At 70.6% G+C, this 25,098-nt stretch carries 19 protein-coding genes; 13 read left to right on the top strand and 6 right to left on the bottom strand.

Annotated elements, in window-relative coordinates:
- The first annotated feature begins 272 nt into the window (after positions 1–272).
- Genes ABFX81_RS14725 through recD2 form a run of 3 tightly spaced genes read left to right on the top strand, consistent with a single transcriptional unit; the run spans position 273 to position 3,593 of the window.
- Positions 273–1,097, top strand: a complete 825-nt coding sequence (locus ABFX81_RS14725) for a Scr1 family TA system antitoxin-like transcriptional regulator (RefSeq protein ID WP_086852359.1) — start codon at positions 273–275, stop codon at positions 1,095–1,097.
- Positions 1,084–1,290 carry a DUF397 domain-containing protein gene (locus ABFX81_RS14720; protein WP_086852357.1) on the top strand — a complete coding sequence of 69 codons (207 nt, stop codon included), beginning with the start codon at positions 1,084–1,086 and terminating at the stop codon, positions 1,288–1,290. Before ABFX81_RS14725 ends, ABFX81_RS14720 begins: the two co-directional genes overlap by 14 nt.
- A gap of 29 nt (positions 1,291–1,319) precedes the next feature.
- On the top strand, positions 1,320–3,593 hold the full coding sequence (gene recD2, locus ABFX81_RS14715) for an SF1B family DNA helicase RecD2 (protein WP_086852355.1): 2,274 nt from the start codon (positions 1,320–1,322) through the stop codon (positions 3,591–3,593).
- Between the two features lie 11 nt (positions 3,594–3,604).
- Here recD2 and ABFX81_RS14710 read toward each other — a convergent pair whose 3' ends face one another.
- Together ABFX81_RS14710 and ABFX81_RS14705 are read right to left on the bottom strand one after the other, a co-directional pair.
- On the bottom strand, positions 3,605–4,435 hold the full coding sequence (locus tag ABFX81_RS14710; RefSeq protein ID WP_086852353.1) for a cupin-like domain-containing protein: 831 nt from the start codon (positions 4,433–4,435) through the stop codon (positions 3,605–3,607).
- A gap of 13 nt (positions 4,436–4,448) precedes the next feature.
- Positions 4,449–5,054 carry a hypothetical protein gene (locus ABFX81_RS14705; protein ID WP_086852351.1) on the bottom strand — a complete coding sequence of 202 codons (606 nt, stop codon included), beginning with the start codon at positions 5,052–5,054 and terminating at the stop codon, positions 4,449–4,451.
- Positions 5,055–5,663: 609 nt separating this feature from the next.
- Between ABFX81_RS14705 and ABFX81_RS14700 the strand changes: the two genes are divergently transcribed.
- Positions 5,664–6,953, top strand: a complete 1,290-nt coding sequence (locus ABFX81_RS14700) for a citrate synthase (protein WP_086852349.1) — start codon at positions 5,664–5,666, stop codon at positions 6,951–6,953.
- Positions 6,954–7,618: 665 nt separating this feature from the next.
- Here ABFX81_RS14700 and ABFX81_RS14695 read toward each other — a convergent pair.
- From ABFX81_RS14695 to ABFX81_RS14685, 3 genes are all read right to left on the bottom strand, one after another.
- On the bottom strand, positions 7,619–9,874 hold the full coding sequence (locus ABFX81_RS14695; RefSeq protein WP_086852347.1) for a heavy metal translocating P-type ATPase: 2,256 nt from the start codon (positions 9,872–9,874) through the stop codon (positions 7,619–7,621).
- A 236-nt stretch (positions 9,875–10,110) separates the two neighbouring features.
- A complete protein-coding gene (locus tag ABFX81_RS14690; RefSeq protein WP_086852345.1) occupies positions 10,111–10,350 on the bottom strand; it encodes a cation transporter in 240 nt (79 codons plus the stop codon).
- A gap of 80 nt (positions 10,351–10,430) precedes the next feature.
- Positions 10,431–11,111, bottom strand: coding sequence for a TetR/AcrR family transcriptional regulator (locus ABFX81_RS14685; protein WP_428837175.1), 681 nt, complete (start codon positions 11,109–11,111; stop codon positions 10,431–10,433).
- 163 nt (positions 11,112–11,274) lie between these two features.
- Between ABFX81_RS14685 and ABFX81_RS14680 the strand changes: the two genes are divergently transcribed.
- Together ABFX81_RS14680 and ABFX81_RS14675 are read left to right on the top strand one after the other, a co-directional pair.
- Complete coding sequence (locus ABFX81_RS14680; protein ID WP_086847000.1) at positions 11,275–13,482, top strand: MMPL family transporter; 2,208 nt, start codon at positions 11,275–11,277, stop codon at positions 13,480–13,482.
- A 102-nt stretch (positions 13,483–13,584) separates the two neighbouring features.
- Positions 13,585–14,628, top strand: coding sequence for an alcohol dehydrogenase catalytic domain-containing protein (locus ABFX81_RS14675; RefSeq protein ID WP_086846999.1), 1,044 nt, complete (start codon positions 13,585–13,587; stop codon positions 14,626–14,628).
- Positions 14,629–14,689: 61 nt separating this feature from the next.
- On the opposite strand, the gene ABFX81_RS14670 is transcribed toward ABFX81_RS14675, so the two are convergent.
- On the bottom strand, positions 14,690–14,890 hold the full coding sequence (locus tag ABFX81_RS14670; RefSeq protein WP_086846997.1) for a MerR family transcriptional regulator: 201 nt from the start codon (positions 14,888–14,890) through the stop codon (positions 14,690–14,692).
- A gap of 409 nt (positions 14,891–15,299) precedes the next feature.
- Here ABFX81_RS14670 and iolC point away from each other — a divergent pair, with 409 nt between their 5' ends.
- The 7 genes from iolC to ABFX81_RS14635 all read left to right on the top strand — a co-directional run bounded on the left by iolC (position 15,300) and on the right by ABFX81_RS14635 (position 24,988).
- The gene (gene iolC, locus ABFX81_RS14665) at positions 15,300–16,250 is read left to right on the top strand and encodes a 5-dehydro-2-deoxygluconokinase (protein WP_086846995.1); all 951 of its coding nucleotides are present in this window, start codon (positions 15,300–15,302) and stop codon (positions 16,248–16,250) included.
- Positions 16,247–17,128, top strand: a complete 882-nt coding sequence (locus ABFX81_RS14660; RefSeq protein WP_086846992.1) for a Cgl0159 family (beta/alpha)8-fold protein — start codon at positions 16,247–16,249, stop codon at positions 17,126–17,128. Before iolC ends, ABFX81_RS14660 begins: the two co-directional genes overlap by 4 nt.
- A gap of 10 nt (positions 17,129–17,138) precedes the next feature.
- Complete coding sequence (gene iolB / locus ABFX81_RS14655; protein WP_086846990.1) at positions 17,139–17,951, top strand: 5-deoxy-glucuronate isomerase; 813 nt, start codon at positions 17,139–17,141, stop codon at positions 17,949–17,951.
- Complete coding sequence (iolD, locus tag ABFX81_RS14650; protein WP_086846989.1) at positions 17,948–19,825, top strand: 3D-(3,5/4)-trihydroxycyclohexane-1,2-dione acylhydrolase (decyclizing); 1,878 nt, start codon at positions 17,948–17,950, stop codon at positions 19,823–19,825. Before iolB ends, iolD begins: the two co-directional genes overlap by 4 nt.
- 14 nt (positions 19,826–19,839) lie before the next feature.
- Positions 19,840–21,342 (top strand): CoA-acylating methylmalonate-semialdehyde dehydrogenase, encoded by a 1,503-nt coding sequence (gene mmsA, locus ABFX81_RS14645; protein WP_086846987.1) that lies wholly within the window; start codon positions 19,840–19,842, stop codon positions 21,340–21,342.
- A gap of 122 nt (positions 21,343–21,464) precedes the next feature.
- Positions 21,465–24,119, top strand: a complete 2,655-nt coding sequence (locus ABFX81_RS14640) for a CocE/NonD family hydrolase (RefSeq protein ID WP_086846985.1) — start codon at positions 21,465–21,467, stop codon at positions 24,117–24,119.
- Entirely contained in the window at positions 24,116–24,988 is an 873-nt protein-coding gene (locus tag ABFX81_RS14635; RefSeq protein ID WP_086846983.1) for an ABC transporter permease, read from the top strand. Before ABFX81_RS14640 ends, ABFX81_RS14635 begins: the two co-directional genes overlap by 4 nt.
- Positions 24,989–25,098 lie beyond the last annotated feature (110 nt).

Here is a 25,098-nt window from a genome sequence, read left to right as displayed (position 1 = left end):
TCGGTTGTCCTCTCCGTGCAACGGACGTTCCTGTGCGCGGCAGTACGGGCACGGGGGCGGTGCCGGGGATCGCCGTCGCCGTCCGCGTGGAGGGAACAGGACGCGGAGGAGCGGTTCGAGGGCTCGAGCGATGAGGTCTGTCACGACTGCTTACCTTCCGACCTGCGGTGACTGCGTTCTGTGGTGAATCACTCACAGAGTGGGGTCGGTGGTGGCTACGCTGCCAGGGGTCGGGACTTGACATCGCGCTTGTCAAGAAGAGGAGTTGCCGCATGGACGAACGCCGCACACTTCGGACGCCGCGCCAGAAGTACGGAGAGGAACTGCGGCTGCGGCGGATTGCTGCCGGCCTCACCCAGGAGGAACTGAGTGACCAGGTCGTGTGCTCGCCCACGCTGATCAGCCATTTCGAGGCCGGGAGGCGCCTTCCGAAGCCCGACGACGCGCAGCGGATCGACCGCGCGCTGGGAACGGACGGGTTCTTTGCGCGGTGGCTGGAGGATCTGGAGTCGAAGTACACCGACCACTTCGCAACGGTGGCCGAGCTTGAGCAACTGGCCGTGGTGATTCAGCAGTTCGCGCTTTCACTGGTTCCCGGAGTGCTTCAGACCGACGACTACGCACGCGCCCTGTTCCGTGCATACCGGCCGAACCACACGGTTGAGGAACTTGACGAGCTCGTTGTCATCCGAACAGAGCGCCGTCGAATCCTCGACGGACCGGCGCCGCCCGTGGTCTGGACTCTGCTCGACGAGGCGGTCCTCCGGCGTTGCGTCGGCGGGCCGCAGGTCATGGCAGAGCAGCTCCACAAGATCGCGGACATGGCCGAGTGGGGACGACTACGCTTGCACGTCCTTCCGTATGGAGTGGGGGCACACGCGCTCATGCAGAGTCTGCTCACGCTCATGACGTTCGAGGACTCGGCCCCAGTGGCCTACGTCGAGGGCTTCCAGACCGGGAACCTGATGGACGATCCGGCCCTGGTGAGGGCATGCCAGACCGCCTACTCTCTGGCTCTGAGCGACGCGTTGTCGCAGCAGGAGTCACTGGCCCTCGTCAGGGCGGCAGCGGAGGAACACGCGCATGGGCACCACTGAAAGAAGCATCACCGGCTGGTACAAGTCCAGTTACAGCGGCGGCGATCAAGGAGAGTGCCTCGAAGTCGCCCGCAACCACCCCGACGTACCCGTCCGCGACAGCAAGACCACCCCCGGCCCCACCCTGGTCTTCTCCACCCACGGCTGGACGGCGTTCGTGACGGCCGTCAAGGAAGGGCACATAGAGGCCTGACTGTCGTACCCCGGCGGTACGGTCGGATCATGCCCAACCAGACGGGAACCCCCGCCGGCGAACGGCGACTCGCCGTGCTCGAAGGCGTTCTCGAGCGGATCACGTACGCCAACGAGGAGAACGGCTACACGGTCGCCCGGGTCGACACCGGCAGAGGCGGCGGCGATCTGCTCACGGTCGTGGGCGCGCTGCTCGGCGCCCAGGTCGGGGAATCCCTGCGCATGGAGGGCCGCTGGGGCTCGCACCCCCAGTACGGCAAGCAGTTCCACGTGGAGAACTACACGACGGTCCTGCCCGCCACCGTCCAGGGCATCCGCCGTTATCTCGGCTCCGGCCTGGTCAAGGGCATCGGGCCGGTCTTCGCCGACCGGATCACGCAGCACTTCGGGCTGGACACCCTCCAGATCATCGAGGAGGAGCCCAAGCGGCTCATCGAGGTCCCGGGGCTCGGGCCCAAGCGGACGAAGAAGATCGCCGACGCCTGGGAGGAACAGAAGGCCATCAAGGAGGTCATGCTCTTCCTCCAGACGGTCGAGGTGTCCACGTCCATCGCGGTGCGGATCTACAAGAAGTACGGCGACGCGTCCATCTCCGTCGTGAAGAACCAGCCCTACCGCCTCGCCGCCGACGTCTGGGGCATCGGCTTCCTCACCGCCGACAAGATCGCCCAGTCCGTCGGCATCCCGCACGACAGCCCGGAGCGCGTCAAGGCGGGCCTCCAGTACGCGTTGTCGCAGTCCACCGACCAGGGCCACTGCTTCCTCCCGGAGGAGCAGCTGATCAAGGACGCGGTCAAGCTCCTCCAGGTCGACACGGGCCTGGTCATCGAGTGCCTCGCCGAGCTGGCCGAGCCCCAGGAGGACGGCGAGGACCCCGGCGTCGTACGGGAGAAGGTCCCGGGCCCTGACGGCGGCGAGCCCGTCACCGCCGTCTACCTCGTGCCCTTCCACCGCGCCGAACTCTCCCTCTCCGCCCAGATGCTGCGCCTGCTGCGCACCGAGGAGGACCGGATGCCGGGCTTCCGGGCGGTGGCCTGGGACAAGGCCCTCGGCTGGCTGAGAACACGCACCGGCGTCGACCTCGCCCCCGAGCAGGAGGCCGCCGTCAAGCTCGCCCTGACCGAGAAGGTCGCCGTCCTCACCGGCGGCCCCGGCTGCGGCAAGTCCTTCACCGTCCGCTCCATCGTGGAGCTGGCCCGCGCGAAGAAGGCGAAGGTCGTGCTCGCCGCCCCGACCGGCCGGGCCGCCAAGCGCCTGTCCGAGCTCACCGGCGCCGAGGCCTCCACGGTCCACCGCCTGCTGGAGCTGAAGCCCGGCGGCGACGCGGCCTACGACCGGGACCGCCCGCTGGACGCCGACCTGGTGGTGGTCGACGAGGCGTCCATGCTGGACCTCCTCCTCGCCAACAAGCTCGTCAAGGCCGTGCCACCGGGAGCCCACCTCCTCTTCGTCGGGGACGTGGACCAGCTGCCGAGCGTCGGCGCGGGGGAGGTCCTGCGCGACCTCCTGGCCGACGGGGGCCCGATCCCCGCCGTCCGCCTCACCCGGGTCTTCCGCCAGGCCCAGCAGTCGGGCGTGGTGACGAACGCGCACCGGATCAACGCCGGCCAACACCCCCTCACCGACGGCATGAAGGACTTCTTCCTCTTCGTCGAGGACGACACGGAGGAGGCGGGGCGGCTCACGGTGGACGTGGCGGCGCGGCGGATCCCCGCCAAGTTCGGTCTGGACCCCCGCCGGGACGTGCAGGTCCTGGCGCCCATGCACCGCGGCCCGGCGGGGGCCGGCACCCTCAACGGCCTGCTCCAGCAGGCCGTCACACCGGCCCGCCCCGACCTTCCCGAGAAGCGGTTCGGTGGTCGCGTCTTCCGCGTCGGCGACAAGGTCACGCAGATCCGCAACAACTACGAGAAGGGCGAGAACGGCGTCTTCAACGGCACGGTCGGCGTGGTGACTTCCCTCAACCTCGACGATCAGCGGCTGACCGTGCGGACGGACGAGGACGAGGAAGTGCCGTACGAGTTCGACGAACTCGACGAGCTCGCCCACGCGTACGCGGTGACGATCCACCGCTCCCAGGGCAGTGAGTACCCCGCTGTCGTCATCCCGGTCACCACCGGGGCCTGGATGATGCTCCAGCGCAACCTGCTGTACACGGCGGTCACTCGGGCGAAGAAGCTGGTGGTGCTGGTCGGTTCGCGGAAGGCCCTGGGCCAGGCGGTCCGTACGGTGTCCGCCGGGCGGCGGTGCACGGCGCTGGACTTCCGCCTGGCCGGGGGCCGGCTCCCGGACGAATCAAACTGACGCCGACGTGTTCACGCGCTGCCGGGCGAACGCCGTCCTGCCCCGCTGTCGGAGTGGTCGTGGCAGGTGCAGTCGCCGCGGCCGAGAAGCCCTGCCCGGTGCAGGCACTCGCGCGCCTGGACCCATGCCCACCGTGACAGGACGCGGGTCCTGGGGCCGAAGAAGCCGCTGAGCAGCACGCCCGGCGTCAGGTTGACGACCTCGTGCCACCAGTACGCGGGCACGTAGAGCACATCGCCCGGCTCGAGATCCACCACGAAGAAGCCGCCGTGCTCCTGCCCGGCTGCCAGCTCCTCGGCGCCGACCAGGGACAAGCGGGCCCATGCGTCGTACTTCCCGGATTCCTTTCCGGCCCGTTTCACCGCCCCGGGGCCGGCGAGATAGAAGCGCTTCGTCCCCATGATCTGAACGGCGAGATTGTCCAGGAGATCGCAGTGCAAGCCGGTACGAGCGCGGGAGGGGCCGATCCAGGTGGCGCTCGACCTGATGGTCCCCGACGGGAAGAGTTCGCGGCTTCTGAGATCCGCGCGCAGTTGCGGGAACTTCTTGAGCAGATCGAACTCTTTGAGATAGGCCGGTGCGTCGTCCGAGGGTGCATCGCGCGTCAGACTGCCGATGTAGGAACCCAGGGTCGACGACGTGAATCGAGTCCTTGCGGTCTCCCTGTTTCCCGCAACCAATTGCACGGGGAGGCCGGGGTCGAGTGAGGCGAGGTACGGGAAGCTCCAGTCTTTGACGGCCGGCCAGGTGGCGGCGGCCGCTCGGAATACCGTTGGCGTACGAGTACGGACATGAAGTGCGGGCGCTTCCTCGGAAGCGGGCAGCGGTCGGAACATGGGCATGATCCCTCTCCCTTCAGGGATGAACAGGATCCGCCGCCCTGGGCAGCGCCAGAATCAGATCGTCTATATCGCCTCGTATCACGGCCGCATGGTCCAGTGACCGTTCGTGCGGAAAGTAGTTCTCCTTGCAGGCGACGATGCTGTGGAACCCTTTGCCGTGGTAGTAGCGGAGCTGAGGGTCGAGCGGCAGGCCGTTGCGCTTGGCGTATACGTAGTCTCCGGCCGGCACCTCGGGGTTGGCGCGCTTCCAGGCGTGCAGGCCGGGCAGGGGGGACCCGAGATACACCTCGTGGTATCCGAGGGCCCGTACGTGCGGAAGGAAGAATTGGAAGACAGCCGTCACCGCGTCACCGTCGATACTGCTGAGGCTGATGCCGAAGAGGGAGCGTTTCGCGCCCGGACGCGGAGACGGAGATGCGGCGTCGGCGCATTCTTCCCAGGAAAGCGCAGTGCGGGCCCTTTCGGGCGTGATCGGCTTCACGAACAGCGAGGTGAGGACTTTACCGGTGGTGACAGAGAAAGCGCCGGCGTTGAGTTGCGGATTCTCCGTGATGCGCTGGATGAGACCTTCGCGGCTCCCCGACTGTTCTCGTGTCCACTTGACCTCCTCCAGCACCATGAGCCCGTCGATGTCCTCCGGTCGAAGAAGGCGCACCTCAATATCACGGAATGTCGGAGGGCGGTCGGATCCGTGCGCGTCGATGGCGGAACTCCCTAGGCTGCGGCTGAAATGAAGCTGGGGTCTTCTGAATATTTGCATGCCAAGTGGGAGCCGGGCGGTAAGGATACTTTTTGTTGCGGTGGCATTCACTCGGAGTTGAAATTCCCGGTCGCAGTTCTGGGCTGTGTGACTTTTGGAACCAACCGGCTGAAGTCGTGAAGGTCCGGGGGAGGAGGGCGAACGCCGGGGGGCGCGGGCGTCCGGGTGCCGCCTCCCGGCGACGAGGCCGCCCCGCTCGCCCGGCGGCGGAGCTGACCCCGGGTCAGGGCCACCGGGGGCCTCGGCCGACACCCGCCGACCGAAAAATGATCGATCAAACAAGTCGGAAAGGTCACACAGTGCTTTCCTCGGGAGGGCAGGAGGGGGCAGGATGGACAGGTTGGCGGCACTCAGTGCCGCCGATAGGCCCAATGGTCGACCCCGAGTGCACTCTCCTGCGCCAAATGGGGGATGGTAGAGACAGTCAGGGCACCTCGAAGAAGAGGCACAACGTCGGTGAGGGATGACGTGAGCGACAACTCTGTAGTACTGCGGTACGGCGACGGCGAGTACACCTACCCGGTGATCGACAGCACCGTCGGTGACAAGGGCTTCGACATCGGCAAGCTCCGCGCCCAGACCGGTCTGGTGACGCTGGACAGCGGGTACGGCAACACCGCCGCCTACAAATCCGCCATCACCTACCTGGACGGCGAAGCGGGCATCCTGCGGTACCGCGGCTACCCGATCGAGCAGCTGGCCGAGCGCTCCACCTTCCTGGAGGTCGCCTACCTGCTGATCAACGGCGAGCTGCCGACCGTCGACGAGCTCTCGACGTTCAAGAACGACATCACGCAGCACACCCTGCTGCACGAGGACGTCAAGAACTTCTACAAGGGCTTCCCCCGCGACGCCCACCCGATGGCCATGCTGTCCTCGGTCGTCTCGGCGCTGTCCACGTTCTACCAGGACAGCCACAACCCGTTCGACGAGCGCCAGCGCAACCTCTCCACGATCCGCCTGCTCGCCAAGCTCCCGACGATCGCGGCGTACGCGTACAAGAAGTCGATCGGTCACCCGTTCGTCTACCCGCGCAACGACCTCGGCTACGTCGAGAACTTCCTCCGGATGACCTTCTCGGTCCCGGCGCAGGAGTACGACCTGGACCCGACCGTGGTCTCCGCGCTCGACAAGCTGCTGATCCTGCACGCGGACCACGAGCAGAACTGTTCGACGTCCACGGTCCGCCTGGTCGGCTCCTCGCAGGCGAACATGTTCGCCTCGATCTCCGCCGGCATCAACGCGCTGTGGGGCCCGCTGCACGGCGGCGCCAACCAGTCCGTGCTGGAGATGCTGGAGGGCATCCGCGACTCCGGCGGTGACGTCGACTCCTTCATCCGCAAGGTGAAGAACAAGGAGGACGGCGTCCGCCTGATGGGCTTCGGCCACCGGGTCTACAAGAACTTCGACCCGCGCGCCAAGATCATCAAGGCCGCCGCGCACGACGTGCTGTCCGCCCTCGGCAAGTCCGACGAGCTGCTGGACATCGCGCTGAAGCTGGAGGAGCACGCGCTCTCCGACGACTACTTCGTCTCGCGCAGCCTCTACCCGAACGTCGACTTCTACACCGGCCTGATCTACCGGGCCATGGGCTTCCCGACCGAGATGTTCACGGTCCTGTTCGCCCTCGGCCGGCTGCCGGGCTGGATCGCCCAGTGGCACGAGATGATCAAGGAGCCGGGCTCCCGCATCGGCCGCCCGCGCCAGATCTACACGGGCGTCGTCGAGCGCGACTTCGTGCCCGTCGAGGAGCGCTGAGGCGCAGTACCGCTCGGCCCCCGTATCCGCGCTCGTGCGGGTGCGGGGGCTCTTGCGTACGCGCGGAGCGGGACGGCTGCGTACTGAGGCGGGACGGCTGCGTACGCGCGGGGCGACAAGGCCCGGGAGACGGAAAGGCAAGAAAGAAGGCGCCCTGTCGCCGGTCCCCCCACGGGCCGACGACCAGGGCGCCTTCCCAGTCCCGGTACGGATTCCCCCCACGGGATCCGGCCGGGCGTCTGTGAGGACAGCGCCTGAATCGCTGTTGAGCACAACGAGCAAAACTCGCCGTACTGCGGTGTGCGGTCTGCCGGGACAGCGCACTACCGGGAGGGCCGCTCAAAGCTTCCCGGTGTACGTGCCCCGGCAACGCATCTCTGGAGAGGTCCCCCAAGACATCTCCAGATGCCAGGTGGCGCCCCCCAAGACGCTCCCCGACATCGTCAACTTAGACCTTCGAACCCCTTCGATGGTTACGTTCACATCACTGTGATCTGCGTCTCTTGCGTATGTCCGTAAGGTGCGCAAGAGCCCGGGTATGCCGCTTGGGGCTCAAGCGTAAGGATGGTGCGTGAGCCTTGTGAAGAGCTTATGTGAGCCGGGCCCGGGACTCCAGAGGGGCTCATATCACGTTCGCCGTGAACTTAGGGCGAATTCGGGCGACTTCACCGGAATGTCCGCAGTCGGAGACTGTTCGTGACGACGAAGACCGACGAAAAGGCCATCGCGGCCCCGGCGATCATCGGGTTCAGCAGTCCCGCGGCGGCCAGCGGCAGCGCGGCCACGTTGTAGCCGAAGGCCCAGACCAGATTGCCCTCGATCGTGGCCAGTGTCCGGCGCGACAGCCGGATCGCGTCCGCGGCCACCCGCAGGTCGCCGCGGACCAGCGTCAGATCGCCCGCCTCGATCGCCGCGTCCGTGCCGGTGCCCATGGCCAGGCCGAGGTCGGCGGTGGCGAGCGCGGCCGCGTCGTTGACGCCGTCGCCCACCATGGCGACGACCCGCCCCTCAGCCTGCAACCGCCTTACGGCGGCGACCTTGTCCTCGGGCAGGACCTCCGCGATGACCTGGTCGATCCCGACGGCCTCGGCCACCGCTTCGGCCACCGCCCGGTTGTCCCCGGTCAGCAGCACCGGTGTGAGCCCCAGTGCGCGCAGTTCCCGCACCGCCTCGGCACTGGTCTCCTTGACCGCGTCCGCCACGGCCAGCACGGCCCGCGCCGTCCCGTCCCAGCCGGCCAGGACGGCCGTACGACCTGCCCGCTCGGCCTCGTCCCGCGCGCGGGCCAGTCCGGGCGGTACGTCGTCGAAGAGCCGCCCCACGGCGACCTCACGGCCCTCCACACGCCCCCGTACGCCCCGCCCCGGGACGTTCTCGAAGCTCTCGACGTCCGGGAGCCGTCCGGCCCTCTCCTCGGCGCCCAGCGCGATCGCACGGGCCACGGGGTGCTCGGAGGCGTGCTCCACGGCGCCCGCCAGCCGCAGTACCTCCTTCTCGTCGGCGCCCTCGGCGACGTGGACGTCCTGGAGGGTCATCCGGCCCGTGGTGACCGTGCCGGTCTTGTCCAGGACGACCGTGTCGATCCGGCGCGTGGACTCCAGGACCTCCGGGCCCTTGATGAGGATGCCGAGCTGGGCTCCACGGCCGGTACCGACCATCAGCGCGGTCGGGGTGGCCAGGCCCAGCGCGCACGGACAGGCGATGATCAGGACCGCGACCGCGGCCGTGAACGCGGCGACGCCGTCGCCGGTCGTACCCAGCCACGCCCCGGCCGTGGCGGCGGCGATCAGCAGGACCACCGGCACGAAGATCCCGGAGATCCGGTCGGCGAGCCGCTGTACCTCGGCCTTGCCGTTCTGCGCGTCCTCCACCAGCTTCGCCATCCGCGCGAGCCGGGTGTCGCCGCCGATCCGGGTCGCCTCGACGACGAGCCGTCCGCCCGCGTTGACCGTCGCGCCGGTGACCGCGTCCCCGGCCGTCACGTCCACCGGCACCGACTCGCCGGTCAGCATCGAGGCGTCCACCGCCGAGGCGCCCTCGACGACCGTGCCGTCGGTGGCGATCTTCTCGCCGGGCCGTACGACGAACCGGTCGCCGACGGCCAGCCGCTGCGCCGGGATCCGCACCTCGCGCCCGTCCCGCAGCACGGCGACGTCCTTGGCGCCCAGCTCCATGAGCGCGCGCAGGGCGGCTCCCGCGCGGCGCTTTGAGCGGGCCTCCAGGTAGCGGCCCAGCAGGAGGAAGGCGGTGACGCCGGAGGCGACCTCCAGGTAGATCGAGGAGGCGCCGTCGCCGCGCGAGACCGTGAACTCGAAGGGGTGCCGCATGCCGGGCATGCCCGCGTCGCCGAGGAAAAGGGCCCACAGGGACCAGCCGAACGCGGCCAGCGTGCCGAGGGAGACCAGTGTGTCCATGGTGGCGGCACCGTGCCGGGCGTTCGTCCACGCCGCCCGGTGGAACGGCAGCCCGCCCCAGACGACGACCGGGGCGGCGAGGGTGAGCGAGAGCCACTGCCAGTTGTCGAACTGGAGCGCCGGGACCATAGCCAGCAGGACGACCGGGACGGCGAGCGCGGCGGAGACGACGAGGCGGCGACGGAGAGCCGACAGCTCGGGGTCCTCCTCGGCGGGGCGCGTCCCCTCGGCGGCGGACTCCTCCTCGCGCGCGGGCGCGGGCTCCTCAGCGGTGTATCCGGTCTTCACCACGGTCGCGATCAGGTCGGCGACCTCGATGCCCGCGGGGTAGGTGACCCGGGCCTTCTCCGTCGCGTAGTTCACCGTGGCGGTGACGCCGTCCATGCGGTTGAGCTTCTTCTCCACGCGGGCGGCGCAGGAGGCGCAGGTCATCCCGCCGATGAGCAGCTCGGCCTCGGCGAGCGCCGGCTCGCGGTCCGTCGGCGCCTTGGCGGTGGTGCTGGTCATGTCCGTACTCCAGGTGGTGCGGGGTGCCCGGGAAGCGGAACGGGCCGTACGGGCCGGGGCGGCGGTGTACGGCCCGTACGTCGGTACGAGTGCCAGGACCGGGATGTCTCAGGCCTGCGCGTCTCGGGCTTTTGCGACCGGGCCGGGCTGTTGGAGCCGGCTCGGGCTCTTGAACCCGGCCCGGGCTTTGGAGCCGGCTCGGGCTCTTGAACCCGGCCCCGGCTCTTGGAACCGGCTCAGGCCTTCCCGGCCAGCTCGTAACCGGCCTCGTCGACGGCGGCGCGCACGGCTTCGTCGTCGAGCGGGGTGGCCGAGACGACGGTGACCTCGCCGGTCTTGGCGACGGCCGTCACCGAACTGACGCCGGAAATCTCGGAGATCTCACCGGAGACGGCGCCCTCGCAGTGTCCGCAGCTCATGCCGCTCACCTTGTAGACGGTGGTGACGGGGCCCATGGTTTCGGTCTGGGCGGTCATGTCGTTACTCCTCGTCGACTGCATGTGGGGCAAGGGGGACCTGTGGGGTCCGCACACACCAACTGTACCCCTAGGGGGTATCAGTTCACGACGTCCTCGACCAGGGGTCGCAGGTAGCGCAGGAGGGCGTCCTTCAGCTCCTGGACGTAGGCCTCCCGCTCGGTGCCCTCATGGGCCAAGACCAGCTCCAGACCCGCCTTGTAGATGCCGACGCACATCTGGGCGGCGCGGGCGACGGCCGGGGCGGGGGCCCCAGGGGTGAACGGGGCGAGGAATGTCTCGACCCGGGCGGCCAGCGTGCGGTGCAGCGCGTCGTGCTCCTCGGCGATGCGCCCCGGGATGTCGGAGCCGTGCATCAGCGCGAAGAAGGCCGGGTGGCGGCAGTTGAACTCGATGAAGCGGTCGACGGTCCCGGCGATCACGTCCTCGATCGGGGTCGCCGCGGGGTCGATCGGGGCGAGGACCTCGTCGTAGGACTGCCGCATCTCGTGCATGAGCCGGCTGCCCAGCTCGATCGCGATCGCTTCCTTGTTCGGGAAGAACTGGTACAGCGTCCCCGGCGAGACGCCCGCCTCGCGGGCGATGGCGTTGGTGCTGGCGGCCGTGTAGCCGGTCGTGGAGAAGACGGTGGCGGCGGCGTCGAGGAGCTGGGCGATCCGGCGCTCGCCGCGCGCCTGGCGGCGGCGCGGCCGGTCCTCGGCCGCCGTCGTCGTCTCTGCTCCGGGTTTCGCCGTTCCGGGTTTCTCGGTCTTCTCGGGCACGCGTTTTCCCCAGGTCTCAGAACGCGATTGACAAACACGAGCGGCCGCTCGCATTCTGGAGTCGGCAGAAATGCGAGCGATCTCTCGTGTTTGCCAGTCTACGGCAGCCCCGTGCTGCCAGGCTGCGCCTGGACACGGGTCACGGTGAAGGGGACACCGCACGATGACCGAAGTCAACACACCACCACGCGTCGGATCCTGGACCCGCTTCGTGACCGCCCGGCCCAGACTGTCACTGCTGGTGGCGCTGGTCCTCACCGCTCTCGCGGTGCTGGCCGGCAGCGGCGTCGCCGACCGGCTCGGCGCCGGCGGCTGGGAGGACCCGGCCGCCGAGTCCACCTACGCGACCAAGGCCCTGGAGCGCGAGTTCCCCGGCTCCCAGCCCAACCTGCTGCTCCTGGTCGACGCGGGCGACGCCTCGGTCGACGACCCGGCCGTCGCCGCCCGGGCCGAGCGTCTCGCCGAGCGACTGGCGGACGAGAAGGGCGTCACCGGCGTCGGCTCCTACTGGCAGTCCGGCACCCCGGCCCTGCGCGCCGAGGACGGCCACGAGGCGCTGATAGCCGCCCGCATCACGGGCGACGAGAAGACCGCCGGCGAGACCCTTGAGCGCATCGCGCCCCACTACCGCGGGGTGCACGGCCCGGTGGAGGTCACCGTCGGTGGCCCGGTCGCCGTGCGGCACGAGATGCAGACGGTCATCCAGGAGGATCTGACCCGGGCCGAGCTCATCGCCCTGCCGGTGACGCTCGTGCTGCTGGTGATGGTCTTCGGCAGCGCCGTCGCGGCCCTGCTGCCGCTGGGCATCGGCATCGTCGCCATCCTCGGGACGAACGCGATCCTGCGCGGCCTCACCGAGCTCACCGACGTGTCCGTGTTCGCGATCAACCTCACCACGGCCCTCGGTCTCGGCCTCGCCGTCGACTACGCGCTGTTCATCGTCCGCCGCTTCCGCGAAGAACTGTCCACCGGTGCCGAGCCCCTGACCGCCATCGGCACGACGCTGCGCACCGCCGGCCGCACGGTGCTGTTCTCCGCCCTCACGGTCGCGGTGTCCCTGGCGGCGATGCTGGTCTTCCCGCAGTACTTCCTGCGGTCCTTCGCGTACGCCGGGATCGCCGTGGTGCTGCTGGCCGCGGCCGCCGCGCTGATCCTGCTCCCGGCGGCGCTGATACTGCTGGGCCACCGGGTCAACTCCCTGGATCTGCGCCGCGTCTTCCGGCGCGGACAGCGGCCGGAGCCCGCCGGGGAGGACGGCAGGGCCTGGGCGCGCTCGGCGTCGCTCGTCATGCGCCGCGCCCCGTTCTTCGCCCTGGGCACCACAGCCGTCCTCGTCCTGCTCGGACTGCCCTTCCTGGGCGTGAAGTTCGGCACCGCCGACGACCGCCAGCTGCCCTCGACGTCCGAGTCCCACGTCGTGCAGCAGCACATCCGGGAGGGCTTCCCGGGCAGTCCCGGCGGCGGCCTCGAAGTGCTCGCCGAGGGCCGCGCGACCGAGGCGCAGTACGGCGCCTACAAGGAGCGGATCGCCGGACTGCCCGAAGTGCTGCGGGTCGACGGACCACTGGTGAAGGGCGACTCGGCGTACTTCACGGTGCTGCCGAAGGGCGAGGCGGTCGACGACCCGGCCCAGCGCCTCGTCGGCGACCTGCGTGAGGTCCGGGCCCCCTTCGACACCAAGGTGACCGGCACGGCGGCCGTCCTGGTCGACTCCAAGGACGCCATAGGGGAACGCCTGCCGCTCGCGGCCGTCTTCATCACGATCGTCACCCTGCTCCTGGTCTTCCTCCTCACGGGCAGCGTGCTGATACCGGTCCAGGCGGTCGTGCTCAACGCGCTCAGTCTGACGGCCATGTTCGGCGCGGTCGTCTGGATCTTCCAGGACGGCCACCTCTCCGGCCTGCTCGGCTTCACCAGCCCCGGCTCCATCGAGACGACCCTCCCGGTCCTGATGTTCTGCGTGGCCTTCGGCCTGTCCATGGACTACGGCGTGTTCCTGCTCTCCCGCATCAAGGAGGAGTACGACCACACCGGCGACCACGACCAGGCCGTCCGCCACGGACTCCAGCGCACCGGCGGGCTGATCACGGCGGCGGCGGTCATCCTGGCCGTGGTCATGGTCGCGATCGGCACCTCCCGGGTCACCAACACCAAGATGCTCGGCCTGGGCATCGCCCTGGCGGTCCTGATGGACGCGATGATCGTCCGCAGCCTCCTGGTCCCGGCGGTCATGCGCCTCACCGGCCGCGCCACGTGGTGGGCCCCGGGCCCCCTGCGCCGCTTCCACGAACGCTTCGGCCTGAGCGAGTCGGACCAGGAACCGGCCAGAGCCCCGGAACCGGACAGGGACAAGGTCGGAGCCCCGGGCTGAGGCACGGTCCGCAGGGCACGGGCTAGCGTTCCCCGAGACGCTGACTGCCCGGGGCGCCAGGACACCGGGCGATCCCGGACACGGACGAAGGGCGGGCAGAACATGCGTGCCGTGGTGTTCGAGCGGTACGGGGAGCCGGCCGAGGTGCGCGACGTCGCCGATCCGGAGCCCGCGGAGCACGGGGTCGTCGTGCGCGTCGAGGCCACGGGGCTGTGCCGCAGCGACTGGCACGGCTGGCAGGGCCACGACCCGGACATCGTGCTGCCGCACGTGCCGGGGCACGAACTCGCCGGGGTCGTCGAGGCGGTGGGCGACCGGGTGGCCCGCTGGCGGCCCGGCGACCGGGTCACCGTGCCGTTCATCTGCGCCTGCGGCACCTGCCCGTCCTGTGCGGCGGGTGACCACCAGGTGTGCGAGCGGCAGACCCAGCCCGGCTTCTCGCACTGGGGCTCCTTCGCCCAGTACGTGGCCCTGGACCACGCCGACGTCAACCTCGTGGCGATCCCTGAGGAACTGTCGTTCGCGACGGCGGCCTCCCTCGGCTGCAGGTTCGCCACGGCATACCGGGCGGTGGTGCGGCAGGGCCGGGTCGCGGCGGGGGAATGGGTGGCGGTGCACGGCTGCGGCGGGGTCGGCCTCTCCGCGGTGATGATCGCGGCGGCGTCGGGCGCGCGGGTCGTGGCCGTCGACGTGTCGGCACGGGCGCTGGACCTGGCGCGGAAGTTCGGGGCGGCGCAGTGCCTGGACGCGGCGGCCGTGCCGGACCCCGCGGCGGCGGTCCGTGACCTCACCGGCGGCGGTGCCCATCTCTCCCTCGACGCCCTCGGCTCACCCGGCACCTGCGCCGCCTCCGTGAACGGCCTGCGCCGCCGCGGCCGGCACGTCCAGGTCGGCCTGCTGCCCTCGCCGACCGGCACGACACCCGTGCCGATGGCCCGCGTGATCGCCCTGGAGCTGGAACTGCTCGGCAGCCACGGCATGGCCGCGCACGGCTACCCGCCGATGCTGGAGCTGGTCCGCGGCGGCGTCCTGCGCCCCGACCTGCTGGTGACGTCCACGATCCCGCTGGACGAGGCCCCGCCCGCGCTGGCGGCGATGGGGACGGCGCCACCGGCGGGCGCGACGGTCATCGAGCCCTGGCGCTGACCATTCCCCGAAGTCACCCGTGCCCACGCGACGGTGGGGGGCCATGGCCGGGCCGGGAAGGTCAGTCGGCTCTTCGGCCACGGTTGCCGGGCCTGGAAGCCACCCAGGCCCGGACCGTGTCGGCGTACCAGTAGGGCTTGCCGCTCTCGACGTGGTCGGGCGGGGGCAGCAGGCCGTGCTTGCGGTAGGACCGCACGGTGTCCGGCTGCACCCGGATGTGTGCCGCGATCTCCCTGTAGGACCAGAGCCTTCGGTCGGTCATGACGTGCACCTCCCCGCGCGCACCACGGCGGCGACCGGGGACGGCCGTCCGGGGGAGCCGGGCGCTGCGCTGGCGATCAACAAGCCTGTGTCCGGACAACGACGCTCCCGTGACACCGGGCAGTGCCTGTGCGCGGGGTGTGACGGAAGACCCGCCTGGATGCGACACCTGTGACAGGAAGGGGGCCTTTGTGACACAGCCGGGGCAAAGGCGCGCGCCGGAGCTCCGGCGGGGCGCCTTGACGCGGCACCGGGCGAAGACTGGGAACTGAGCGGGCACGCACAGCGGACACATCCCCCGGCTCGCCGAAAGCGCTGTCATGATCTGGTCCGAATGTCCGGACAAAACATTGACAGGGCTTCGGGAAGGGGACTACAAAGCCGGGGAGAGCCGACACGAGGGGAAGCCGATGGCGTACGACCTGATCACCATGGGGCGTATCGGAGTGGATCTGTATCCGCTCCAGACGGGCGTCCCGCTGCCGCAGGTCACGTCCTTCGGCAAGTTCCTCGGCGGCTCGGCCACGAACGTCGCGGTCGCCGCGGCCCGCCTGGGACGGCGGACCGCGGTGATCACCCGCACCGGCGACGATCCCTTCGGCACCTACCTGCACGAGGCCCTGAAGGGCTTCGGCGTGGACGATCGCTGGGTCACCCCGGTCCCTGGCCTGCCCACCCCGGTCACCTTCTGCGAGGTCTTCCCGCCGGACGACTTCCCGCTGTACTTCTACCGGCAGCCCAAGGCCCCCGACCTGGAGATCGACGCCCACGAGCTCGACCTCGACGCCATCCGCGACGCCCGCGTCTTCTGGGTCACGGGCACGGGCCTGAGCGAGGAGCCGAGCCGTACGGCGACCCTCGCGGCCCTCGCCCACCGCGCCAAGTCCGGCACGACGGTCTTCGACCTCGACTGGCGCCCGATGTTCTGGACCGACCCCGACGCGGCCCGCCCCTTCTACGAGGAGGCCCTGCGCCACACCACCGTCGCCGTCGGCAACCTCGACGAGGTGGAGGTCGCCACCGGCGTGCGCGAGCCCCACGCCGCCGCCCGGGCCCTCCTGGACGCCGGTGTCGAGCTGGCCGTCGTCAAGCAGGGGCCCAAGGGCGTCCTGGCCGTGAACCGCGACGGTGAGAGCGCCGAGGTCCCGCCGCTGCCCGTGAACGTCCTCAACGGCCTCGGCGCCGGTGACGCCTTCGGCGGCTCCCTCGTCCACGGCCTGCTGTCCGGCTGGGACCTGGAGAAGACCATGCGGCACGCCAACGCCGCCGGCGCCATCGTCGCCTCCCGCCTGGAGTGCTCGTCCGCGATGCCCACCCCGGACGAGATCGAGGCGGCCGTCACCGCGGGGGCCGTCAAGTGACCGTCGACGTCTCCGAACTCGTCCGCCTCCGCAGCCACCGCCCGGAGGCGATCGCCGAGGCCGCCGCCCGCCGCCCCCGCCGTTCCCTGCTGAACGACAACGGCCGGCTGATGATCGTCGCCGCCGACCACCCGGCCCGCGGCGCCCTCGGCGTCGGCGGCCGCAGCATGGCCATGGCCAACCGCGCCGACCTGCTCGAACGCCTCTGCCTGGCCCTGTCCCGCCCGGGCGTGGACGGTGTCCTCGCCACCGCCGACATCCTCGACGACCTGCTCCTGCTCGGCGCCCTCGACGGCAAGGTCGTCCTGGGCTCGATGAACCGCGGCGGCCTCCAGGGCGCGCGCTTCGAACTCGACGACCGCTTCACCGGCCACCGCCCCGAGGACATCGAGCGCCTCGGCTTCGACGCGGGCAAGCTGCTCCTGCGCATCGACTACGACGACCCGGGCTCCCTCACCACCCTGGAGTCCACCGCCCGCGCCATCGACGACATGGCCGCCCGCCGGCTCCCCGTCTTCGTCGAGCCGTTCATCTCCCGCCGCGACGAGACGGGCAGGCTGCGCAACGACTTGTCCGCCGAGGCCGTCACCCGGTCCATCGCCATCGCCTCGGGCCTGGGCGGCAGTTCCGCCTACACCTGGCTGAAGGTGCCGGTCACCGACAACCCCGACGACATGGCCGAGGTCATGACCGCCTCCACGCTGCCCGCCGTACTGCTGGGCGGCGAGGTGGGCGACGACCAGGACGGGGCGTACGAGAAGTGGCGCGGCGCCCTGCAACTGCCCACCGTGCGCGGGCTGGTGGTCGGCCGGTCGCTGCTGTACCCGGCGGACGGCGACGTGGCCGCCGCCGTGGACACCGCCGTAGGACTGCTGTGAGGGCCGTTTCATGACCAGTGAGCTGTACGTCCCCAAGGGCACCACCACCGACGTGAACTACGTCCTGGACATCGACCCCAAGCGGGCCGGCTGGACGCACAGCAGCCTGCGGATCGTGGAGCTCGCACCGGGCGGCACCCACACCTTCACCACCGGGGACAGCGAGTGGATCGTGCTGCCCCTGACGGGCGCGTGCACGGTGCGCGTCGAGAACGAGGAGTTCCACCTCTCGGGCAGACAGAGCGTGTTCGCGTCGGTCACCGACTTCGCGTACGTGCCCCGTGACGCCCGGGCCCAGATCGCCTCCGGCGCGGGAGGCCGCTTTGCTTTGGCAGGAGCGAAGTGCGAGCGACAACTCCCCGCCCGCTACGGCCCCGCGCCGGAGGTCCCCGTCGAACAGCGCGGCAGCGGCACCTGCGCCCGCCACGTCCGCAACTTCGCCTCGGCCGACGCCTTCGACTGCGACAAGCTCATCGCGGTCGAGGTGATCACACCCGGCGGCAACTGGTCGTCGTACCCGCCGCACAAGCACGACGAGCACCGGCCCGGCGAGGAGGCCGAGCTGGAGGAGATCTACTACTTCGAGATCGACGGCCCGAACGGTTTCGGCTATCAGCGCGTATTCCCCTCGCGTGAGGGCGGATCCGACGTCCTCACGGAGGTCCGCTCCGGCGACGCCGTCCTCGTCCCCGACGGATGGCACGGCCCGTCGATCGCCCAGCCCGGCCACGACATGTACTACCTCAACGTCATGGCCGGCCCGGGGGAGACACGGGAGTGGCGGATCTGCTTCCACCCGGACCACACGGAGGGTTACCGATGACCACCCGCCTGACCGTCGCGCAAGCGCTGGTCCGTTTCCTCGCCGCCCAGTACACCGAACGCGACGGCGTCCGGCAGCGGCTCATCGGCGCCACCTGGGGCATCTTCGGCCACGGCAACGTCGCCGGCATCGGCCAGGCGCTCCTGGAACACACCGACGCGATGCCGTACCACCAGGGCCGCAACGAACAGGCCATGGTGCACGCGGCGGTCGGTTACGCGCGCCAGTCCAACCGCCTGTCCACGCACGCGGTGACGACCTCCATCGGCCCGGGCGCCACCAACCTCGTCACCGGCGCGGCCCTGGCGACCATCAACCACCTGCCGGTGCTGCTCCTGCCCGGCGACATCTTCGCCACCCGCCCCGCCGACCCGGTCCTCCAGCAGCTAGAGGTGCCGTACGCGGGCGACGTGTCGGTCAACGACTGCCTGCGCCCGGTGTCGAGGTTCTTCGACCGGATCACCCGGCCGGAGGCCCTGATCCCCTCGGCGCTGAACGCGATGCGCGTGCTCACCGACCCCGTCGAGACCGGCGCCGTCACGCTCGCCCTGCCCCAGGACGTGCAGGCCGAGGCGTACGACTGGCCCGACGAGTTCTTCTCCGAGCGCACCTGGACCGTACGGCGTCCCGGTGCCGACCCGACGGAACTCGCCGAGGCGGTACGGCTCATCCGCGCGGCGCAGAGGCCCCTGGTCGTCGCCGGTGGCGGCGTCCACCACAGCCGCGCCGAGGAGGCGCTCGCCGAGTTCGCCGAGACCACCGGCATCCCGGTCGCCTCCACCCAGGCCGGCAAGGGCTCCCTGCGCCACGACCACCCCCAGGACGTCGGCGGCATCGGCCACACCGGCACGGCCACCGCGGACGAACTCGCCCGCACCGCCGACCTGGTGATCGGCGTCGGCACCCGCTACACCGACTTCACCACCGCCTCCGGCACCCTCTTCACCGGCGAGGACGTCCGGTTCCTCAACCTCAACATCGCCTCCTTCGACGGCCACAAGCTCGCCGGGCAGCCCCTGATCGCGGACGCCCGCACCGGCCTGGAGGAACTGACCGAGCGGCTGGAGATGCACGGCCACCGGGTCGCGCCGCTGTACGCCACCGAGTACACCGAGGACAAGGAGCGCTGGGAACAGCGCGTCGACGCCTGCTACGAGGTGGACGAGCCGGACACCCGCCCGACCCAGCCGCAGGTCCTCGGTGTGCTGGACGCCCTGGTCGACGAGTCGGACATCCTCATCAACGCCGCCGGTTCTCTCCCCGGCGACCTGCACAAACTGTGGCGGACCCGCTCGTACGACCAGTACCACCTGGAGTACGGCTACTCCTGCATGGGCTACGAGATCCCGGCCGCGATCGGCGTCAAGATGGCCGCTCCCCACCGGCCCGTGTGGGCGCTGGTCGGCGACGGCACGTACCTGATGATGCCGACGGAGATCGTGACGGCCGTGCAGGAGGGCGTCGCGATCAAGGTCCTGATCATCCAGAACCACGGCTACGCGTCCATCGGCGGACTGTCCGAGTCGGTCGGCGGCGAGCGGTTCGGCACCGCCTACCGCTTCCCGTCCGAGGACGGCACGTACACGGGGCCGCCGCTGCCGGTGGACCTCGCCGCCAACGCGGCCAGCCTCGGCATGCGCGTCCTGCGCGCGAAGTCCGTACGGGATCTTCGGGAGGCGCTCGCCGAGGCCCGGGCCGCCGACACTCCCACATGTGTCTATGTGGAGACCCAAACGGCAGACACAGTGTCGGGCGCGCCTCCCGCCCAGGCCTGGTGGGATGTACCCGTGGCCGAGACCGCGACACGGCCGTCCGCGGTCAAGGCACGTGAGCTGTACGAACGGCACGTCTCCACCCGACGCCGCCATCTGTGAAGGAGTTCCCGGCCATGACGAAGATCGTCAACCACTGGATCGGCGGCAAGACCGTCGAAGGCGCCTCGGGCACGCACGGGCCGGTGACCGATCCGGCGACCGGCGAGGTGACGACCAAGGTCGCGTTCGCCTCGGTCGACGAGGTGGACGCGGCGGTCGCCGCCGCCAAGCAGGCCTTCGCCACCTGGGGCCAGTCCTCGCTGGCCCAGCGGACCTCGATCCTCTTCAGGTTCCGGGCGCTGCTCGACGCGCACCGCGACGAGATCGCCGAGCTGATCACCGCCGAGCACGGCAAGGTGCATTCCGACGCGCTCGGCGAGGTGGCGCGCGGCCTGGAGATCGTCGACCTGGCCTGCGGCATCAGCGTCCAGCTGAAGGGGGAGCTGTCCACGCAGGTCGCGAGCCGCGTCGACGTCTCCTCCATCCGCCAGCCGCTCGGCGTCGTCGCCGGCATCACGCCGTTCAACTTCCCGGCGATGGTGCCGATGTGGATGTTCCCCCTCGCCATCGCGTGCGGCAACACGTTCGTGCTGAAGCCGTCCGAGAAGGACCCGTCGGCGTCGGTCAGGCTCGCCGAGCTGCTCGCCGAGGCCGGCCTGCCGGACGGTGTCTTCAACGTCGTCCACGGCGACAAGGTGGCCGTCGACCGCCTGCTGGAGCACCCGGACGTCAAGGCCGTCTCGTTCGTCGGCTCGACCCCGATCGCCCGCTACATCCACAGCACCGCCTCCGCAAACGGCAAGCGCGTCCAGGCGCTCGGCGGCGCCAAGAACCACATGCTGGTCCTCCCGGACGCCGACCTCGACGCCGCGGCCGACGCCGCCGTGTCCGCCGCCTACGGCTCGGCGGGCGAGCGCTGCATGGCCATCTCGGCGGTCGTCGCGGTCGGCGCGATCGGCGACGAGCTGGTGGAGAAGATCCGCGAGCGCGCCGAGAAGATCAAGATCGGCCCCGGCAACGACCCCACCTCCGAGATGGGCCCGCTGATCACCAAGGTCCACCGCGACAAGGTGGCCACCTACGTCGAGGGCGCGGCGGCCGAGGGCGCCGAGGTGGTCCTCGACGGCACCGGCTACAGCGTCGACGGCTTCGAGAACGGCCACTGGATCGGCATCTCGCTGCTCGACAAGGTGCCCACGTCGGCGAAGGCCTACCAGGACGAGATCTTCGGCCCGGTCCTGTGCGTGCTGCGCACGGAGACCTACGAGGAGGCCCTGGACATCGTCAACGCCTCGCCGTTCGGCAACGGCACCGCGATCTTCACCCGGGACGGCGGCGCGGCCCGCCGCTTCCAGCTGGAGGTCGAGGCCGGCATGGTCGGCGTGAACGTCCCCATCCCGGTCCCCGTGGGCTACCACTCCTTCGGCGGCTGGAAGGACTCGCTCTTCGGCGACCACCACATCTACGGCAACGACGGCACGCACTTCTACACCCGCGGCAAGGTCGTCACCACCCGCTGGCCCGACCCGGCCGACGCCCCCGCCGGCGTGGACCTGGGCTTCCCGCGCAACCACTGAGGTTTCGTTCCGGCAGTACCACACCCGCGGTATGCCGAAGGCCCCCGTACTCCCCGGGGAGGGTCCGTACTTCAGTCTCCGGTCGACAACCGTTCGACAGGTTGACCCCGTACCGTTGACGCATGGATCTTCGACTGCCCGGACTGAACGGGCTGCTTCGGAGGCCCCGGAGGCTCCTCGCCGCCGGGGCCGCCGTCGTCGTGCTCGCGGGAGCGGGGACGTGGACGGCCGTCGCGTCCGACGAGGTGCCCCCGGTCGACCGCGCCGACCGGGTCCTGGACACGGGGAACGGGGTGCGTATCGACACCTCGTACTTCACCTCCGGCGGTGCCGGTCGCCGCCCCGCCGTCCTGCTCGGCCACGGCTTCGGCGGCAGCAAGAACGACGTACGGCAGCAGGCCGAGGATCTCGCCAGAGACGGCTACGCGGTGCTGACCTGGTCGGCGCGCGGCTTCGGCAAGTCCAACGGGAAGATCGGGCTGAACGACCCCGAGGGCGAGGTCGCCGACGCCTCCAAGCTCATCGACTGGCTCGCCAAGCAGCCCCAGGTCGAACTCGACAAGCCCGGTGACCCCCGCGTGGGCATGGCCGGCGCCTCCTACGGCGGTGCCATCGCGCTGCTCACGGCGGGACACGACACGCGGGTGGACGCCGTCGCCCCGGCCATCACGTACTGGAACCTCGCCGACGCGCTGTTCCCGAACGGCGTGTTCAAGAAGCTGTGGGCCGGCATCTTCGTCAACTCCGGCGGCGGCTGCGAGCGGTTCGAGCCCGCGCTGTGCCGGATGTACGAGCGGGTCGCCGAGTCGGGCGAGCCGGACGCCGAGGCGCGCAGGATGCTCGACGAGCGTTCGCCCTCCGCGGTCGGCAAGGACATCAAGGTGCCGACGCTGCTGATGCAGGGCCAGTCCGACTCGCTCTTCCCGCTCGGCCAGGCCGACCAGGCGGCGAAGGCCATCCGTGCCAACGGCGCCCCCGTCGACGTCGACTGGATCGCCGGCGGCCACGACGGCGGCGACATGGAGACGAGCCGCGTCCAGGGCCGCGTGCAGAGCTGGTTCGACCGATACCTGAAGGACGACAAGGGCGCCGACACCGGCCCCGCCTTCCGCGTCACCCGCACCCTCGGCCTCGGCTCCGGCGACGGCGAACCCCGCCTGACCGGCGTGACCTCGGACCGCTACCCCGGCCTGGAGAGCAAGCAGCGCTCCATCGCCCTGGCCGGCCGCGAGCAGAGCTTCGACAACCCGCCAGGCGCCAGCCCGCCCGGCGTCTCCGCCCTGCCCGGCCTCGGCGGCGAGGGCGGCCTCAGCCAGCTGTCCTCGCTCGGCGTAGGTGTCTCCCTCGACTTCCCCGGCCAGTTCGCCGCGTTCGAGTCGGCCCCCTTCCGGGACGACGTCCAGATCACCGGCTCCCCGACGGCCACGGTCCACGTGAAGTCCACCAGCGACGACGCCGTGCTCTTCGCCAAGGTCTACGACGTCGGCCCGGGCCGCACCCAGCCGGTGCTGCCCTCCCAGCTCGTCACGCCCATCAGGGTCGAGGGCGCCAAGGCCGGCAAGGACGTCACCATCACCCTCCCGGCGATCGACCACGAGGTCGACGACGGCCACCGGCTGCGCCTGGTCCTCGCCTCGACGGACCTCGGCTACGCCTCCCCGGCGACCCCGGCCAAGCACACCGTCTCCCTCAAGGGGGACCTGAAGGTCCCGTCGGCGCTCGGCGAGAGCAACGCACAGGGCCCGCTGCCCGCCTGGGTGTGGTGGATGCCGCTCGCCGGCGCCGCGATCGCCCTGGCGCTGATCATCACGGGACGCCGCCGCACGGCCGCACCCGCCCCGCCGGACCCCGACCTCGCCGAAGTACCGCTCCAGATCACGGACCTGACCAAGCGGTACGCCAAGTCCTCCGACCGGTACGCCGTCAAGGACCTGTCCTTCCGCGTGGAGAAGGGCCAGGTCCTCGGCCTGCTCGGCCCGAACGGCGCCGGCAAGACCACGACCCTGCGCATGCTGATGGGCCTGATCAAGCCGGACGGCGGTGAGATCCGCGTCTTCGGCCACGCCATCAGCCCGGGCGCCCCGGTCCTGTCCCGGGTCGGCGCCTTCGTCGAGGGCGCGGGCTTCCTGCCGCACCTGTCCGGCCGGGAGAACCTGGAGCTGTACTGGCGCGCCACCGGCCGCCCGGCCGAGGACGCGCACATGGAGGAGGCCCTGGAGATCGCGGGCCTCGGCGACGCGCTCGCCCGCGCGGTGCGCACCTACTCCCAGGGCATGCGCCAGCGCCTCGCCATCGCCCAGGCCATGCTCGGCATGCCGGACCTGCTCATCCTGGACGAGCCGACCAACGGCCTCGACCCGCCCCAGATCCGCGAGATGCGCGAGGTGATGATCCGCTACGCCGCGGCCGGGCGCACGGTCATCGTCTCCAGCCACCTCCTCGCGGAGGTCGAGCAGACCTGCACGCACCTGGTCGTGATGGACCACGGGCAGCTCGTCCAGGCGGGCCCGGTCGAGGACATCGTCGGCTCGGGCGACACCCTCCTGGTGGGCACGGCCACGCCCGTCGACGAGCCGATCGTCGAGAAGGTCGCCGCCCTGCCGGGCGTCGCCTCGGCCGTGCCCGTCGACGAGGGCCTCCTGGTCCAGCTCGACGCCGACGGCATCCCCCAGCGCCTGGTCGCCGAACTCGTGCGGCTGGACGTGCCCGTGCGGTCGGTCGGCCCGCACCGTCGCCTGGAGGACGCCTTCCTCACCCTGATCGGAGCCGAAGCATGAGCAAGCTCGCCGACCGGGCCGAGCCCGTCGAGGTCGCCGAGGGCTACCGCGCGGGCCGCACCCTGCCCTTCCGCGTCGAGCTGGTCCGGCAGCTGAAGCGGCGCCGCACGATGGTCATGGGCGGTGTCCTGTTCGCCCTGCCGATCATCCTGCTCATCGCCTTCCAGGTCGGCGGCGACCCGGGCGGCAACAACAACCGCGTGAACCTCATGGACACGGCGACGGCGTCCGGCGCCAACTTCGCCGCCGTCAACCTCTTCTCCGCCGCCGGGTTCCTCCTCGTCATCCCCGTCGCCCTGTTCTGCGGCGACACGGTCGCCTCGGAGGCGAGCTGGTCGTCCCTGCGCTACCTGCTCGCGGCCCCCGTACCCCGGGCCCGGCTGCTGTGGTCCAAGCTCGCCGTCGGACTCAGCCTGAGCCTGGCCGCGCTGGTCCTGCTCCCGATCGTCGCCCTCGTCGTCGGCACGGCGGCCTACGGCTGGGGCCCGCTCCAGCTGCCCACCGGCGGCACCCTGCCCACCAGCACCGCCGCCGTGCGCATACTGATCGTCGTCGCGTACATCATGGTGTCCCAACTGGTCACCGCGGCCCTCGCGTTCTGGCTGTCGACCCGGACGGACGCACCGCTGGGCGCGGTCGGCGGCGCGGTGTTCCTCACCATCATCGGCAGCGTCCTGGACGAGGTGACGGCCCTCGGCGACTGGCGGCACTTCCTGCCCGCGCACTGGCAGTACGCCTGGCTCGACGCCGTCCAACCGCAGTTGCAGTGGACGGACATGATCCAGGGCACGTCGATTTCCGTAACGTACGCGCTCGTGCTGTTCGCCCTGGCCTTCCGGGGTTTCGCCCGCAAGGACGTCGTCTCCTAGGTCAACGGAGGATCACCCACCGGTCTCGAAGACCGGTCCCCGTGGCCGCTTCGAGACGCTTCCGCAACCCTCCGTACCGCACGTTCCGGCCCCCTGCGCCGTCACAGTCG

The organism is Streptomyces coeruleofuscus (assembly GCF_039532725.1).
Lineage (GTDB): Bacteria > Actinomycetota > Actinomycetes > Streptomycetales > Streptomycetaceae > Streptomyces > Streptomyces coeruleofuscus.
Note: the sequence above shows the minus strand (reverse complement) of the source record. Positions and strands in the feature narration are given on the sequence as shown.

What these genes read in the sequence shown, in the direction of transcription:
- ABFX81_RS14690 (WP_086852345.1), bottom strand. Translation starts at nt 10,350, where the DNA reads ATGACCGCCCAGACCGAAACCATGGGCCCCGTCACCACCGTCTACAAG.
- ABFX81_RS14695 (WP_086852347.1), bottom strand. Translation starts at nt 9,874, where the DNA reads ATGACCAGCACCACCGCCAAGGCGCCGACGGACCGCGAGCCGGCGCTC.
- iolB (WP_086846990.1), top strand. Translation starts at nt 17,139, where the DNA reads ATGACCAGTGAGCTGTACGTCCCCAAGGGCACCACCACCGACGTGAAC.
- ABFX81_RS14705 (WP_086852351.1), bottom strand. Translation starts at nt 5,054, where the DNA reads ATGGTGCTGGAGGAGGTCAAGTGGACACGAGAACAGTCGGGGAGCCGC.
- iolC (WP_086846995.1), top strand. Translation starts at nt 15,300, where the DNA reads ATGGCGTACGACCTGATCACCATGGGGCGTATCGGAGTGGATCTGTAT.
- mmsA (WP_086846987.1), top strand. Translation starts at nt 19,840, where the DNA reads ATGACGAAGATCGTCAACCACTGGATCGGCGGCAAGACCGTCGAAGGC.
- ABFX81_RS14635 (WP_086846983.1), top strand. Translation starts at nt 24,116, where the DNA reads ATGAGCAAGCTCGCCGACCGGGCCGAGCCCGTCGAGGTCGCCGAGGGC.
- ABFX81_RS14680 (WP_086847000.1), top strand. Translation starts at nt 11,275, where the DNA reads ATGACCGAAGTCAACACACCACCACGCGTCGGATCCTGGACCCGCTTC.
- ABFX81_RS14640 (WP_086846985.1), top strand. Translation starts at nt 21,465, where the DNA reads ATGGATCTTCGACTGCCCGGACTGAACGGGCTGCTTCGGAGGCCCCGG.
- ABFX81_RS14670 (WP_086846997.1), bottom strand. Translation starts at nt 14,890, where the DNA reads ATGACCGACCGAAGGCTCTGGTCCTACAGGGAGATCGCGGCACACATC.
- ABFX81_RS14675 (WP_086846999.1), top strand. Translation starts at nt 13,585, where the DNA reads ATGCGTGCCGTGGTGTTCGAGCGGTACGGGGAGCCGGCCGAGGTGCGC.
- ABFX81_RS14710 (WP_086852353.1), bottom strand. Translation starts at nt 4,435, where the DNA reads ATGCCCATGTTCCGACCGCTGCCCGCTTCCGAGGAAGCGCCCGCACTT.
- ABFX81_RS14725 (WP_086852359.1), top strand. Translation starts at nt 273, where the DNA reads ATGGACGAACGCCGCACACTTCGGACGCCGCGCCAGAAGTACGGAGAG.
- ABFX81_RS14720 (WP_086852357.1), top strand. Translation starts at nt 1,084, where the DNA reads ATGGGCACCACTGAAAGAAGCATCACCGGCTGGTACAAGTCCAGTTAC.
- iolD (WP_086846989.1), top strand. Translation starts at nt 17,948, where the DNA reads ATGACCACCCGCCTGACCGTCGCGCAAGCGCTGGTCCGTTTCCTCGCC.
- recD2 (WP_086852355.1), top strand. Translation starts at nt 1,320, where the DNA reads ATGCCCAACCAGACGGGAACCCCCGCCGGCGAACGGCGACTCGCCGTG.